Genomic DNA, 14,520 nt, shown 5'->3' with positions numbered 1-14,520 from the left:
GTCCTCCCCGTTTGCCACCCGCCGCGAGCAGCGGCTGTCGCGTTCGATCGGGCACACTCGTAAGGGTTATGTCCCTCGAGGGAGCTACGTAGACAGTAATGACGGTCCGCGCTTCCCTGTCGATGTCCGCCAACGCGGTCGACAGCAGCGCGTTCGGTTCGATTCGTATTGTAGGGGCAGTATAGCCCCTCATATAGTACTTCGTCGCTTCAGACCCGAATTCGCCGCATCGTTCTTCGAGCGATCAGCCACCCACCAGATGACACACTACCGTACACCACTCGATCGCCAGCAAACGGCGGGAGACAACCGATGAGCGAACGCGCAGCAAAGGTCACACCGACCGACGAAGAACAGGACGACGAGCAGATCACCGACAGCGCCGCGCCCGATGCGGCCACCGAGGAACCGGCGGCCGGCACCGAGACGACGACCGACCCCGTCACCTCGGGTGCCGAGGCCGTCGTCCGCGCGTTGGAGAACGCGGGCGTCGAGTACGCCTTCGGCGTACAGGGCGGGGCGATCATGCCCGTCTACGACGCGCTGTACGACTCCGATATCTACCACGTGACGATGGCCCACGAGCAGGGCGCGGCCCACGCGGCCGACGCCTACGGCATCGTCTCGGGCGAGCCGGGCGTCTGTCTGGCCACGTCGGGGCCGGGCGCGACCAATCTCGTGACCGGCATCGCCGACGCCGACATGGATTCGGACCCGATGCTTGCGCTGACCGGACAGGTCCCGACGGAGTTCGTCGGCAACGACGCCTTCCAAGAGACCGACACGACCGGCGTCACGACGCCGATCACGAAGGACAACACCTTCGCGAGCGGCTCCGATACCGTCGGAAACGACGTCAGCGAGGCCTTCGCACTGGCCCGTGAGGGCCGGCCGGGGCCGACCCTGGTCGACCTGCCGAAAGACGTCACCAACGGCGAAACCGACCGCGAGCCCGACGAACCGAAAGTGCCCGACACCTACGACGTTCAAGAGCGGGCCGACGAGGAGATCGTCGCGGCCGCCGCGGAACGGATCGAGAACTCCGATCGGCCCGCCCTCCTGCTGGGCGGGGGCGTCATCAAGGGCGAAGCCAGTGAGGCCTGCCGCGAGTTCGCGATCGAACACGAGATCCCGGTCATCACCACGATGCCCGGCATCGGTGCCTTCCCCGAAGACCACGAGCTATCCCTCGAGATGGCGGGGATGCACGGCACCGGCTACGCCAACATGGCGATCACCCACTGTGATACCCTGATCGGGATCGGCACCCGGTTCGACGACCGCCTGACCGGCGGCATCGAGACCTTCGCGCCCGAGGCGGAGGTCATCCACGTCGACATCGATCCCGCGGAGATCTCGAAGAACATCCACGCGGACTACCCGCTGATCGGCGACGCCGAAACCGTCGTCGAGCAGCTAGGCGAGGCGGTCGACGACTCGCCGGAAGCCAAGAAGTGGCGCGCTCAGTGCCAGCAGTGGAAGTCCGACTACTCGATGGCTTACGACGCGCCGAAGGACAAGCCGGTCCAGCCGGAGTTCGTCGTCGAGGCCCTGGACGAGGCCACCGACGACGACACCATCGTCACCACCGGCGTCGGCCAACACCAGATGTGGGCCTGCCAGTACTGGACCTACACCGAACCCCGCACCTGGGTCTCGAGTCACGGGCTCGGTGCGATGGGCTATGGCCTGCCGTCGGCGATCGGCGCACGACTGGCGGCCGACGACGACCAAGACGTCGTCTGTATCGACGGCGATGGCTCGTTCCTGATGACGATGCAGGGACTGTCGGTCGCGGTCCGCGAGGACCTCGATATCACGGTCGCCGTGCTGAACAACGAGTACATCGGGATGGTCCGACAGTGGCAGGACGCCTTCTTCGAGGGCCGACACGCCGCCTCGGACTACGGCTGGATGCCCGAGTTCGACAAGCTCGCCGAGGCCTTCGGCGCACAGGGGTACCGGATCGACGACTACGACGACGTCGCCGACACCGTCGCGGACGCCATCGCGTACGATGGCCCCTCGGTGATCGACGTCCACATCGATCCCGACGCCAACGTCTACCCGATGGTGCCCTCCGGCGGCGACAACGGCCAGTTCGCACTCACGGAGGACCAACTATGAAGAAGGGACTCGAGGGCCCACCACCGGAAGAGCGACCGTCTCCCACGGGACGGCGCAACAAGCAGGGCATCCGCATCGACCCCGAGGTCGAAGCGACCCACGAACCCCGCCGGACCGTCATCTCGGCGCTGGTCGAACACGAGCCCGGCGTCCTCTCGGACGTCTCGGGCCTGTTCTCCCGGCGCCAGTTCAACATCGAGAGCCTCACCGTCGGGCCGACCGAGGACGACGATCGCGCGCGAATGACGATCGTCGTCGAGGAGCCGGATCCGGGCATCGACCAGGTCAAGAAGCAACTGCGCAAGCTCGTGCCGGTCATCGCGGTGCGCGAACTCGAGCCCGACGCCATGCGTCGGGAACTCGCGCTGATCAAGGTCGACGCCGCCGACCCCGCACAGATCGCCGCCGTCGCGGAGATGTACGGCGGCAAGACCGTCGACTCGAGCCCGGAGACGGCGACGGTCGAGGTCACCGGTGCGCGCCAGAAGATCGAGGCCGCGATCGAGACGTTCAGTCAGTTCGGGATCCGGGAGATCTCCCGGACCGGGACGACGGCGCTGGCCCGCGGAACCGACCCGACAGGGACGGCCAGTGCAACGGCACAGCCCGCCGACGAGGCGAACCACGACGAACCCTACACAGCAGACGATGACTGACGACTTCACCACCGACATCTACTACGACGATGATGCAGACGTATCGACGCTCGACGACGAGACCGTGGCCGTGCTGGGCTACGGGAGCCAGGGCCACGCCCACGCGCTGAACCTCCACGACAGCGGGGTCGACGTGATCGTCGGCCTCCGCGAGGGCTCGTCCTCGCGCTCGGCCGCCGAGGCCGACGGGCTGACGGTCGAGACGCCGGCCGACGCGGTCGCAGCGGCCTCCTACGTGTCCGTCCTCGTGCCCGACACCGTTCAGGCGGACGTCTACGAGAACGCCATCGAACCCAACCTCGAGGCCGGCGACACGCTGCAGTTCGCCCACGGGCTGAACATCCACTACGCCCAGATCGAGCCGCCCGAAGACGTCGACGTGACGATGGTCGCGCCCAAGAGTCCGGGCCACCTCGTCCGTCGCAACTACGAGAACGACGAGGGGACGCCCGGTCTGCTCGCGGTCTATCAGGACACGACGGGCGATGCGGACGAACGGGCCCTCGCGTACGCGAAAGGGATCGGCTGTACCCGCGCCGGCGTCATCGAGACGACGTTCCGGGAGGAGGTCGAGTCCGACCTCTTCGGCGAGCAGGCCGTCCTCTGTGGCGGCGTCACCTCGCTGGTCAAACACGGCTACGAGACGCTGGTCGACGCCGGCTACTCGCCGGAGATCGCCTACTTCGAGTGTCTCAACGAACTCAAACTGATCGTCGACCTGATGTACGAAGGTGGCCACGCCGAGATGTGGGACTCCGTGTCCGACACCGCCGAATACGGCGGCCTCTCCCGTGGCGACCGCATCGTCGACGAGAACGTTCGCGAGAACATGGAGGAGACCCTCGAGGAGATCCAGAACGGCGAGTTCACCCGCGAGTGGATCCTCGAGAACCAGGCCGGTCGCCCGAGCTACAACCAGCTCCGGGAGGCCGAGAAGAACCACGAGATCGAACAGGTCGGCGAGCGACTGCGCGACCTGTTCGCGTGGGCAGAGGAAGACACCGAAGACGAGTCCGTCCAGGTGCAGGCGGACGACTGAGAGCAAACCCATGACAGCAAACGACAACACGGACACGATAGCCGAGATCAGCCACACCAACCCCTTCACCGGGGAGACGGCCGGTCACCTGTTCAACCGCGGCCCGATCGTCGCAGCGGACGGCGGGACGCCCGATGCGACCGAACCCGCCGACACTGACGAGGCCGACGAACGGACCGACAGGAAAGAGACGATGCGCGACGTCGACCACACGCCGCCAGGGGACGCCGCGGACGCGAACCGCGTCTTCGAGCGCGGCCGAACACAGCCCGTAGAGGACGAGGAATGAGCGAGGGCACACTGTACGACAAGGTCTGGGATCGACACAAAGTCACCACGCTGCCGACCGGACAGGACCAGCTGTTCGTCGGGCTCCACCTCATCCACGAGGTCACGAGCCCGCAGGCCTTCGGGATGCTCCGCGAGCGCGACCTCGAGGTCGCCTACCCCGAGCTGACCCACGCGACGGTCGACCACATCGTCCCGACGGCCGACCAGTCCCGCCCCTACGAGGAGGACGCGGCCGAGGAGATGATGGCCGAACTCGAGGAAAACGTCCGCGAGGCCGGCATCGACTTCTCGGACCCGACGACGGGAGATCAGGGGATCGTCCACGTCATCGGCCCGGAGCAGGGACTGACCCAGCCCGGCAAGACGATCGTCTGTGGGGACTCCCACACCTCGACCCACGGTGCCTTCGGCGCGCTCGCGTTCGGCATCGGGACCTCCCAGATCCGCGACGTCCTCGCGACGGGGACCGTCGCCATGGAGAAACAGAAGGTCCGCAAGATCCAGGTCGACGGCGAACTCGGCGAGGGTGTCGAAGCCAAGGACATCATCCTCGAGATCATCCGCCGACTCGGTACCGAGGGCGGCGTCGGCTACGTCTACGAGTACGCCGGCGAGGCCATCGAGAGCCTGGGCATGGAAGGGCGGATGTCCATCTGTAACATGTCCATCGAGGGCGGCGCTCGCGCGGGCTATGTCAACCCCGACGAGACCACCTACGAGTGGCTCGAGGAGACGGACTACTTCCAGGAGAATCCGGAGCGCTTCGAGGAACTCAAACCCTACTGGGAGTCGATCCGCTCCGACGAGGACGCCGACTACGACGACGTCGTCCACATCGATGCGAACGAACTCGAGCCGGTCGTCACCTGGGGCACCACGCCCGGCCAGGGAATCGGCATCACGGATCCGATCCCGGAGCCGGAATCGCTGCCCGCGGAGAAACAGGACACCGCCCGACGCGCGCAGGAACACATGCGCGTCGCGCCCGGCGAGACGATGGAGGGGTACAACATCGACGTGGCCTTCCTCGGCTCCTGTACGAACGCCCGCCTGCCGGACCTGCGACGCGCCGCCCGGATCGTCGAGGGACGGGAAGTCGCCGACGACGTCCGCGCGATGGTCGTCCCCGGCAGCCAGCGCGTCCAGAAAGCCGCCGAGGAGGAAGGGCTCAAAGACACCTTCGAGGAGGCCGGCTTCGAGTGGCGCAACGCCGGCTGTTCGATGTGTCTGGGCATGAACGAGGACCAGCTCGAGGGCGACGAGGCCTGTGCCTCCTCGTCGAACCGGAACTTCGTCGGCCGACAGGGCTCGAAGGACGGCCGGACCGTCCTGATGAACCCGCAGATGGTCGCAACGGCGGCGATCACTGGTGAAGTGACCGACGTTCGCGAGCTGCCGGAGACGGAGGTGACCGCATAATGAGCGACGAGGTCGAAATTCCGGAAGTGAACTACGTCGCCGGCTCGGGCGTCCCGATCCGGGGCAACGACATCGACACCGACCAGATCATCCCCGCCCGCTTCATGAAGGTCGTCACCTTCGACGGGCTGGGCGAGTTCGCGTTCTTCGATCTGCGGTTCGATGACGACGACAATCAGAAAGATCACCCGTTCAACGAGGACCGTTATCAGGACTCCTCGGTGATGGTCGTCAACAGCAACTTCGGCTGTGGCTCCTCCCGCGAACACGCACCCCAGGCCCTGATGCGCTGGGGCATCGACGCGATCATCGGCGAGAGCTTCGCCGAGATCTTCGCGGGCAACTGTCTTGCGCTCGGCATCCCGACAGTCACGGCCGACAGCGAGACGATCGAGGACCTCCAGGACTGGGTCGACGAGAACCCCGACGGCGAAATCGACATCGACATCGAGGCCGAAGAGGTCACCTACGGCGACGAGACCATCGACGTCACCGTCGACGACGCCCAGCGCAAAGCCCTCGTTGAGGGCGTCTGGGACACGACGGCGCTGATGAAGTCAAACGCCGGTGCGGTCCGCGAGACGGCTCGCGAACTGCCTTACGTCGACGACGCGGCGATCCCAGAAGCGGAATAACGCCGTTTTCGGGTCGTTTTTCCCGCCGTTTCACGACTCTCGGCTACTGTTCCGACCGGCGTCGTCCCGTTCGTCGCGGCCTCGGTCCACGGTTTGCGAAACAGGACACACTGAAAGCGGCAGGGGATCGCCGCTATCGCGGGATATTTCGGCTCTAGCCGACTACGGCGTGGTATGACTCGATATCTAGACGGCGCTCTTTTCGCGGTACTCGCCGTTCTCTGGGGGTTTTCCTTCCCGGCGATCTCGATCGGCCTCGAGTATCTCCCGCCGCTGCTCTTTGCGGCCGCACGGTACGACATCGCGGCGGTCCTGTTGTTGACCGCGGCCGTCATCCGGGTCGAGCGGTGGCGACCGACCGCACGGAACGACCTGCTCGCGGTCGCGGGCGGCGGCGTCTTCCTCATCGCCGGCAACGGCCTGCTCTTTCTGGGCCAGCAGACGGTGCCGAGCGGCGTCGCTGCGATCTTACAGGGGCTGGTGCCGATCATCACCGCGCTGTGGGCCATTCCGCTACTGGGCGAGCGACTCTCGCCGCTCGGGGCCGTCGGTGCGGCGATCGGCTTTCTGGGCGTCGGCCTCGTGATCCAGCCCGATCCGGCCAACCTGCTCGCCGGCGACACCGCCTCGAAGCTGCTCATCGTCGGGCAGGTCTGTAGCGTCGCGCTCGGCGGCGTGTTGATCCAGCGGGCCGGCCCGACGCTCGAGCAACTGCCGCTGGTCGGCTGGTCGATGCTCGTCGGCGGCCTCGTCTTGCACGCGGTCAGCCTCGCGGTCGGCGAGTTGCCCAGCACCGATGTGATCGGCCCCGTCTCGATGGGCGCGCTGCTCTATCTCGGGGTCTTCGCGACCGCGATCGCCTTCATGATTTACTTCCGCGTCCTCGCGGAATACGGCGCGTTCGAGGCGGCGCTGATCGGCTATCTGGTCCCGATCGTCGCGACGATCGCGAGCGTCGTCCTGCTGGGCGAGGAGATCGGGGCACTGACCGTCGCCGGCTTCGGACTGGTCGCAGTCGTCTTCGCCTTGCTCAAGCGGCGCGCGATCGCCGACGCGGTTGGGTTCTCGACGGGCGTCGGAAGCCCCTGATTGGCAAGCGGGTCGGGACAGTTGGCTCGAGCCGCGAGTGGCATGATACCGGTATCGATACCCTCTTTTCGGCCCCGCGACGATGATTGGGCATGACACACGAGATCGCCGTCATCCCGGGCGATGGGATCGGACAGGAAGTGACGCCGGCCGCCGTCGAGGTACTCGAGGCACTCAAGCCCGACTTCGAGTTCGTCGAGGCCGAGGCCGGCGACGCGGTCAAAGACGAGACCGGTGAGGCGCTGCCACAGGAGACCTACGACCTGGCGGCGTCGGCCGACGCGACGCTGTTCGGTGCGGCCGGCGACACGGCCGCGGACGTTATTCTGCCGCTCCGGGAGGCAGTCGATTCGTTCGTCAACGTCCGCCCGGCGAAGGCGTATCCCGGCATCGACGCCGTCCGCCCCGAGACGGACCTGATCTTCCTCCGGGAGAACACCGAGGGCGTCTACGCGGGCCACGAGGATCGACTGACACAGGACGTCTCGACGCTGACCCGCGTCGTCACGGAATCCGCGTCGGAACGCCTCGCCGAGTTCGCCTGTGACTACGTCGCCGGCGACGACCACGACGGGTTCTCGATCGTCCACAAGGCAAACGTCATGCGCGAGACGGACGGGCTCTTCCGCGATACGGTCAAAGGCGTCGCCGATGAGAACGGCGTCGAGACCGATCAGGTGCTGATGGACGCCTTCGCGACGCGGGTCTGTCTCGACCCCGAACAGTTCGACGTCGTCGTCTGTCCGAACCTCGCGGGCGACGTCCTCTCCGATCTCGCCGCGGGACTGGTCGGCGGTCTCGGCTTGCTCCCCTCGGCCAACATCGGTCCCGACCGCGCCCTCTTCGAACCCGTCCACGGCACCGCGCCCGACATCGCCGGCGAGGGCGTCGCCAACCCCGCAGCGACGATCATCTCTGCGGCGATGTTGCTCGAGTATCTGGGCTACGACGACGAGAGCGACCGGGTCCACACGGCCGTCGAGGCGACGCTTGAAGACGGCCCGCGAACGCCGGATCTGGGCGGTGACGCCTCGACCGAGGACGTGACTGCGGCGATCATCGATCGCCTGTAACGGGGGTCACTCGCCGTTTTTTAGTAGCACGGGATCGCCCAACACCGCATGGATCGGAACGATCGGGCCGTGACGGCCTTTGCCATGCTCGGCCACGCCATGTTCCACACCTACGAGCTGGTAATTCCGATCTTCGTGGTGATCTGGCTCGAACGGTTCTCGACGACGGCGGCGTTTCTCGGCACCGTCGTCGGCGCAAGCTACGCTCTGATCGGGGTCGGCGCGCTCCCGAGCGGGCTGCTCGCGGACCGGGTCAGCTCCAAGCGACTCATCCTCGCCTGCCTGCTCGGTATGGGCGCGGCGTTCGCGCTCGTCGCCGTCGCTCCGAGCGTCGCCGTCCTGGCGGTCGGATTGCTGCTGTGGGGGGCCGCCGCGAGCCTCTATCACCCGGCCGGGCTGGCGCTGCTCAGTCGCGGGACGAAAGCGCGGGGGACCGCCTTCGCGTATCACGGCGCAGCGGGCAACGTCGGCGTCGCGACCGGGCCCTTGCTCGCCGCGGTCATGCTGGCATTCGTCGGCTGGCGAACCGTCGCCGCCCTGCTGTTGGTGCCGGTCGTCCTCGCGGCGGCCGTCGGCTGGCGACTCGAGTTCGACGAGACCGCCGGGAGTGCGGCCCGAGACGCGGACGGCACCGCGACCGAGCGCGAGCAACCCCGCAGCCTCGCGGCGTTCGTCGCCAGTTCCCGTCGGCTGTTCACCGTCGGTTTTACCCTCGTCTTCGCGACAGGGATCCTCTACGGCGTCTACTACCGGGCGACGTTTACGTTCCTGCCGGAGATCCTCGCGGACCTGTCGCTGTTCGACCCGGTGGCGCTTGGCGGCCGCTCGTTCGAGCCGAGCCAGTACGTCTACTCCGGGCTCTTGCTCGTGGGTGGCGTCGGTCAGTACGTCGGGGGCAAACTCGTCGACCGCGCGCGACTCGAGACGGTGTTGCTGGGCGGCTACGCGGCCCTCGCCGCCGTCGCGCTCGCGTTCGTCCCGTCGACGAACGCGGGGCTCGCGCCGCTGCTGGTCGTCGGGGGTGCCCTCGGCTTTCTCACGTTCATGATCGCCCCGATCAATCAGGAGGCGATCTCGGCGTACACGCCGGCCGACGCGCGGGGTCTCTCCTTTGGCTACTCGTATACAGCGATCTTCGGCGTCGGCGCGGTCGGCTCGTCACTGGCCGGGTTCGTCCTGACGCGATCGACGCCGACCGTGCTGTTCGTCGTCGTCGCCGCCTGTGCCGCGGTCGCCGCCCTCATCGGCGGGACGCTTCGCCGTCGCTCCGGCCGGCGGTCCCCTGACGGCGTGACGGCGGACGACTGACACGGATTATTGTCACTGTTTCCCGGTGTACCCGCAGGACGAGCGTGGGGACACCGGTACTGACTGACAGTAACCCGTATGAGCCCGCCGCGACGGCAGTTCGAACCCCGTTCCGGCCAGAGAGTTATCACGGGGGCCGTGGTACCGGCGGCCATGTTGCGAGACGACACCCTCGCCGGGGTCGACTCACGGTTCGTCGAAACGGAGCGATTGGGGACCCATTACCTCGAGTCGGGGGCTACCGATCGGGCCGGTGACGGGGGCGAAACGGTCGTCTTCGTCCACGGGAACGTCTCCTCCTCGCGGTTCTTCGAGGACGTGATGGCCGACCTGCCCGGTCGCCATCGGGCGATCGCACCCGATCTGCGAGGATACGGCGACTCGGAGGCGAAACCGGTCGACGCGACGAACGGGCTCGGCGACTTCGAGCGGGACCTGCACGCGCTGCTGGGCGATCTCGACCTCGCGGAGCCGGTCGTCCTCGTCGGCTGGTCCAACGGCGGCGGGGTCGCGATGCGGTACGCGATCGACTACCCCGAGGCGGTCGCGGCCCTCGTCCTCGTCAACCCGCTGTCGCCGTACGGCTTCGGCGGGACGAAAGACGTCGAGGGAACGCCGTGTTTCGACGACTACGCCGGCTCCGGCGGCGGGATCGGGAACGACGCCTTCGTCGCCGGCCTCGCCGACCGCGACCGTGGTGTCGAGGGCCAAACCTCGCCGCGGAAGGTCCTGCGGACCTACTACGTCGATCCGACCCACGAGTTCGACGCCGAGCGCGAGGAGTCGTATCTGACCGGGATGCTCGATACTGCCACCGGCGACGGGAACTACCCCGGCTCGTCGAACCCCAGCGACAACTGGCCTGGCATCGCTCCCGGCGAAACCGGGGTGAACAACGCCATCTCGCCCAAGTACTGCGACCTCGAGGCGACCACCGAGATCGATCCCGATGAGAAGCCGCCGATCACGTGGATCCGCGGCGACTCCGATCAGATCGTCTCGAACGCCTCGCTGTTCGATCTGGGGACGCTCGGCCGAATGGGCGAACTCCCCGACTGGCCCGGTGAGGACGTCTTCCCGCCCCAGCCGATGGTCGACCAGACCCGTGCCGTCTGCGAGCGCTACGCCGACCGCGGCGGCGAGTTCGAGGAAATCGTCTTCGGCAACACCGGCCACGCACCCCATCTCGAGGTGCCGGGGGACTTCGGCGATCGGCTCGAGTCGGTGCTTCGGGGCTGAGATCGTGGCTGCGGTAGGGGATCAGGACTTCGAGTCCCGCTTCGAAATCGCGTCGGCCTCGGCCGCCGCTTCCTCCCGTTCGTCGGTCGCGCCCTCGCTGCGCATCGTCCGCAGCGTCGAGAGGCCGCGCTTGCGGGTGACGCCCTTCGAGATCCTGACGCCGTCGAAAGTGCCCTCCCAACTGTCGTCGTTCGCACCGAGATGGTCCATGTAGTACGCGAACGCCCCGAGCCACAGCAAAACGGCCGTCAGCACGAGGAAGGCAAGCGCCGAGACGAGCGCCGACGGGTCGAGGACGCCGACCGGAATCCCGGCGACGGCGTAGACGAACGCGGCGATTACCATGAGGACGGTGATCGTCGCGAACATGTCGTTGACGGCGGTCACCCGGGCGTTGTACTCGATCCACCGGCCGTAGCTGCGCAGCAGTCGCACCTCGAACCGGTCGGCGTCGGTGGCCGGATCGGCCCGTGCCGTCGCGAGTGCGGCCTCGACCGCGTCGCCGTCGATCCCGCCCCGGAGGTTCGAGGCGGTGTAGGTCACGCCCGCGAGTCCTGTCGAAATCAACAGCAGGAGCGCACTGGCGATCGTGAAGGCGTTGACGAACGGCGCGATATCGATCGTCGTCTGGACGACGATCGAACCGCCGGTGACGACGAGCCCGACCAACAGGAGGTTCGCCTTGAGGATCTCGATCGCCTTCTCGTCGATCTCCTGGATGCGTGCGACCTGATAGTCGAACGTCGACCGGAGTTCCTCACGGGCCAACTCGAGTGTCTCCCGATCGAGGTCGTCCCGCTCGCCGGCCGCCGACTCCTCGGCGTCGCGCCCATCGTCCGTGGCCGCCGGACCGCTCATGGGCCATCCTTACCCGCACCGACCGTAAATCCCCCGGCGTCCGTCCCCGGTCGTCGCAGTCAGGCGATATCGAGTGAATCCCTGTCGGCACCGGCCAGTTCCTCGAGCGCGTCTGCCTCGAGCAAGTGACACTCCCCGGGGACGACGAGCAGATGCAGCGGGTCGCCGAACTCCCGGTCGGCGAGTTCGGTCATGGTCCCGGCCTCGACGAGCGGGTCGGGGCTGCCTGCGCGTGCGACGACGACACCCACGAGATCGGGGTATTCATCGGCGAGCAACTCGGCGCCGACATCGGCGGTCATGTACTCGTCCTCGTCGGTTCGCTCGTGGCCGATCTTGATATCGAGGTAGACGACCGTATGGAGCCCGTCCGCACGGTTCGCGTCGATCGTTTCGGTCACGCTCGCGGGGAGGCCGTCGGCACCGTGGGCGTAGGGAAAGGGCAGCGTCGTCGCCTTCCCGAACCGGTAGTTCTGGAGGCCGGTCAACGCGCTGGTGGCCGTCTGAGCCGTGACGCCGTGGATAACCTGCGTCTCGATCCCGCGGTCGTGGGCCCGCAGTCGCAGGTCGACGTGGGTCGTCGAGATCATCGTATCGCCCGCGGTCAGGAAGGCCACGTCCTCGGTCGCCGCTGCCTCGAGCATGTCCTCGGGGTGTTGTTCAACGCCCGCTCGGTCACGGACTTCGATCTCGATGTCGTGGTGGGACTCGAGGTCTTCGATCGTCGTTCCGATCAGTTCGCTGGTGTAGAACTCGGCGTAAACGCGCTCGGCCGCCCGGAGGGCCTCCTGCCCCTCGACGGTGATCGACCGCTCGTCGTAGAGTCCGAGGCCGATGAAGGTGAGCATACGAGGGCGTAGTCGTAGCGTGCGGAATACGTTTTCGAGACGACGTTCCGGTCGTTTGCCGGCACGAACCGCTCAGAACCCGATATGCGAGGTCGACGACGGGCCGTCGTCCTCGTCTTCGTCATCGATCTCGCCCTCGGAGGCGAAACTGAAGCCGTCATCGGTCAGATAGACGACGCCGTCCTCGACGGTGACGTCGACGGCGGGCAAGGTCGTGTCGGCCGCCTCGCCGTTGTCGCAGTAACCTGAGCAGCTGTCGAACATGGACCCGTGTTTCGGACAGATGAGTTGGCCGTCACGCATCGCCACACCGCGCCCCGTGTCGAGCCGCTGTGCCTCGTGCGTACAGCGATTGATCCATGCCTCGACCCCCTCTTCACAGGGGACCAGAATCGCCTCGTCGGGTTCGCCGTACTGATCGCGAACAGTAAACAGCCACGACCGGTTCTCGTGGACCGTCTCGACGGTCGTGAGTCGCGTTCCGTCCATCTCGGGGAAACGGTTCGTGTGTCGAGCGGAAAACGTTCCCGATGACCGCGACATTCTATATATCGTTTATTGATTTATGGACACCCCTCGTCGATCGTCGGCGAAAACGTCAGCGTTACGGCGGCCCACCGGTCAGTTCGAGTATGGAAGTCCCGTGCGCTCGCGTCGCCCGCGAGGATGGGGAAGCGGTGCGGTCGGCGCTGGCCGACGCGGACCTGATCGACGACGACTACGAGATCGCCGTCGAGGACGGATGGCTCTACATCCCCGTCGCCGACCCCGACGCCACCGCTGCCCTGCTCGAGGGCGGCGAGATCGTCTCCCGAACGGTCAGCGAGCGCGACCAGCAGACGACACCCGCCGATCTGCTCGCGTTCGACCCCACCTACGAACGGCTCGGGAGGGCCGCGCTCATCGACGAGGACGATCCTGAGCGCGCGCGGGCGATCGCTGATGCCGTTCTCGAGTCGGATCTCCCCGTCGAGACGGTGCTGAACAAGGCCTCGAAGGTCAAGGGAGAGACGCGGGTCCGGGACTGGGAACTGCTCGCGGGCGAGAACACCGAGGTCGTCCACCGCGAGTACGGCTGTGAGTTCCTGCTTGATCTCGCCGAGGTCTACTTCTCGCCGCGACTCGCGACCGAGCGCCACCGCGTGGCAAAACAGGTGAGCAGCGGCGAGCGCGCGTTCGACATGTTCGCCGGCGTCGGCCCCTTCGTGATCCCGTTTGCTAAACGCGGGGCGACGTGTGTCGGCGTCGATCTCAATCCCGACGCGATCGAGTATCTCCGCGAGAACGCCGCCCGGAACGGGGTCGAAGAGCGGGTGACCGCCATCAACGAGGACGTTCGTGAGGTCGCGACGGAGTACGCGGACTGGGCCGACCGCCTCGTGATGAACCTCCCCCACAGCGCCGACGAGTTCCTCGAGGCGGCGGTCACCCTCGCGGGCGACGACTGCACCCTCCACTACTACGACATCCAGCACGAAGACGACCCGTTCGGGCCGGGTGAGCGGGCGATCCGCGCGGCCGCCGAACCCGAGTACGACGTCACCGTCGAGACCCGCCACACCGTCCGCTCGTATGCCCCCCACGAGCTGAACGTCTGTCTGGACGTCCGCCTCGAGCGGTGACTCGAATAACGGGCTCGAGGGCGTAACTCTCTCCCATGACCGGATCGATTCGCAACCCTTATGATCGGTATCGGTCCTATAACCGAGTGCGCGCCGGAGTAGCTCAGACTGGCAGAGCGAATCCTTCGTAAGGATTAGGTCGAGGGTTCAAATCCCTCCTCCGGCTCTTTCTGCGACGAACATCACATGCGGAGCGAAGCGAGCCGTGTCGGATTCGAATCGACGATGCGGCTGCGCCGCCGTGAGTCACGTCTCTATAGAACCACTGAAACGATTCACACACTGATCGCAACGCTGTCGTGCGGTCAGGTGTGCA

General features: G+C 66.7%; 14 protein-coding genes and 1 tRNA gene. 12 read left to right on the top strand and 3 right to left on the bottom strand.

The annotated features are described in order from the left end of the window. Positions 1–312 precede the first annotated feature (312 nt). The 10 genes from ilvB to NATPE_RS04735 all read left to right on the top strand — a co-directional run bounded on the left by ilvB (position 313) and on the right by NATPE_RS04735 (position 10,876). On the top strand, positions 313–2,127 hold the full coding sequence (gene ilvB, locus NATPE_RS04780) for a biosynthetic-type acetolactate synthase large subunit (protein ID WP_006179904.1): 1,815 nt from the start codon (positions 313–315) through the stop codon (positions 2,125–2,127). Beyond that, positions 2,124–2,783, top strand: coding sequence for an acetolactate synthase small subunit (gene ilvN / locus NATPE_RS04775; protein ID WP_006179905.1), 660 nt, complete (start codon positions 2,124–2,126; stop codon positions 2,781–2,783). The genes ilvB and ilvN overlap by 4 nt, the downstream gene beginning before the upstream one ends. Next, positions 2,776–3,822, top strand: a complete 1,047-nt coding sequence (ilvC, locus tag NATPE_RS04770; RefSeq protein ID WP_006179906.1) for a ketol-acid reductoisomerase — start codon at positions 2,776–2,778, stop codon at positions 3,820–3,822. Before ilvN ends, ilvC begins: the two co-directional genes overlap by 8 nt. Positions 3,823–3,832: 10 nt before the next feature. Then, positions 3,833–4,111: a hypothetical protein gene (locus tag NATPE_RS04765; RefSeq protein ID WP_015298776.1), complete on the top strand. Its 279-nt coding sequence runs from the start codon at positions 3,833–3,835 to the stop codon at positions 4,109–4,111. Beyond that, on the top strand, positions 4,108–5,532 hold the full coding sequence (gene leuC, locus NATPE_RS04760; protein WP_006179907.1) for a 3-isopropylmalate dehydratase large subunit: 1,425 nt from the start codon (positions 4,108–4,110) through the stop codon (positions 5,530–5,532). The genes NATPE_RS04765 and leuC overlap by 4 nt, the downstream gene beginning before the upstream one ends. Further along, positions 5,532–6,167, top strand: coding sequence for a 3-isopropylmalate dehydratase small subunit (gene leuD / locus NATPE_RS04755; protein WP_006179908.1), 636 nt, complete (start codon positions 5,532–5,534; stop codon positions 6,165–6,167). Before leuC ends, leuD begins: the two co-directional genes overlap by 1 nt. Before the next feature lie 174 nt (positions 6,168–6,341). Further along, complete coding sequence (locus tag NATPE_RS04750) at positions 6,342–7,256, top strand: DMT family transporter (protein WP_006179909.1); 915 nt, start codon at positions 6,342–6,344, stop codon at positions 7,254–7,256. Positions 7,257–7,348: 92 nt separating this feature from the next. Next, on the top strand, positions 7,349–8,329 hold the full coding sequence (gene leuB / locus NATPE_RS04745; protein ID WP_006179910.1) for a 3-isopropylmalate dehydrogenase: 981 nt from the start codon (positions 7,349–7,351) through the stop codon (positions 8,327–8,329). Positions 8,330–8,377: 48 nt separating this feature from the next. After that, entirely contained in the window at positions 8,378–9,637 is a 1,260-nt protein-coding gene (locus tag NATPE_RS04740; RefSeq protein ID WP_006179911.1) for an MFS transporter, read from the top strand. Positions 9,638–9,790: 153 nt separating this feature from the next. Then, complete coding sequence (locus NATPE_RS04735; RefSeq protein ID WP_006179912.1) at positions 9,791–10,876, top strand: alpha/beta fold hydrolase; 1,086 nt, start codon at positions 9,791–9,793, stop codon at positions 10,874–10,876. Between the two features lie 21 nt (positions 10,877–10,897). On the opposite strand, the gene NATPE_RS04730 is transcribed toward NATPE_RS04735, so the two are convergent. From NATPE_RS04730 to NATPE_RS04720, 3 genes are all read right to left on the bottom strand, one after another. Further along, positions 10,898–11,734 (bottom strand): hypothetical protein, encoded by an 837-nt coding sequence (locus NATPE_RS04730; protein ID WP_006179913.1) that lies wholly within the window; start codon positions 11,732–11,734, stop codon positions 10,898–10,900. A 59-nt stretch (positions 11,735–11,793) separates the two neighbouring features. After that, entirely contained in the window at positions 11,794–12,582 is a 789-nt protein-coding gene (dph5, locus tag NATPE_RS04725) for a diphthine synthase (RefSeq protein ID WP_006179914.1), read from the bottom strand. A 72-nt stretch (positions 12,583–12,654) separates the two neighbouring features. Continuing rightward, positions 12,655–13,071, bottom strand: coding sequence for a Rieske (2Fe-2S) protein (locus tag NATPE_RS04720; RefSeq protein ID WP_006179915.1), 417 nt, complete (start codon positions 13,069–13,071; stop codon positions 12,655–12,657). 143 nt (positions 13,072–13,214) lie between these two features. On the opposite strand from NATPE_RS04720, the gene NATPE_RS04715 reads away from it, so the two are divergent. Next, entirely contained in the window at positions 13,215–14,204 is a 990-nt protein-coding gene (locus NATPE_RS04715; RefSeq protein ID WP_006179916.1) for a class I SAM-dependent methyltransferase, read from the top strand. 92 nt (positions 14,205–14,296) lie between these two features. Then, positions 14,297–14,370, top strand: a tRNA-Thr gene (locus NATPE_RS04710). Positions 14,371–14,520: the final 150 nt, after the last annotated feature.

Source organism: Natrinema pellirubrum DSM 15624, from assembly GCF_000230735.2.
Classification (GTDB): Archaea; Halobacteriota; Halobacteria; order Halobacteriales; family Natrialbaceae; genus Natrinema; species Natrinema pellirubrum.
This window is presented reverse-complemented; position numbering and strand designations above follow the sequence as displayed.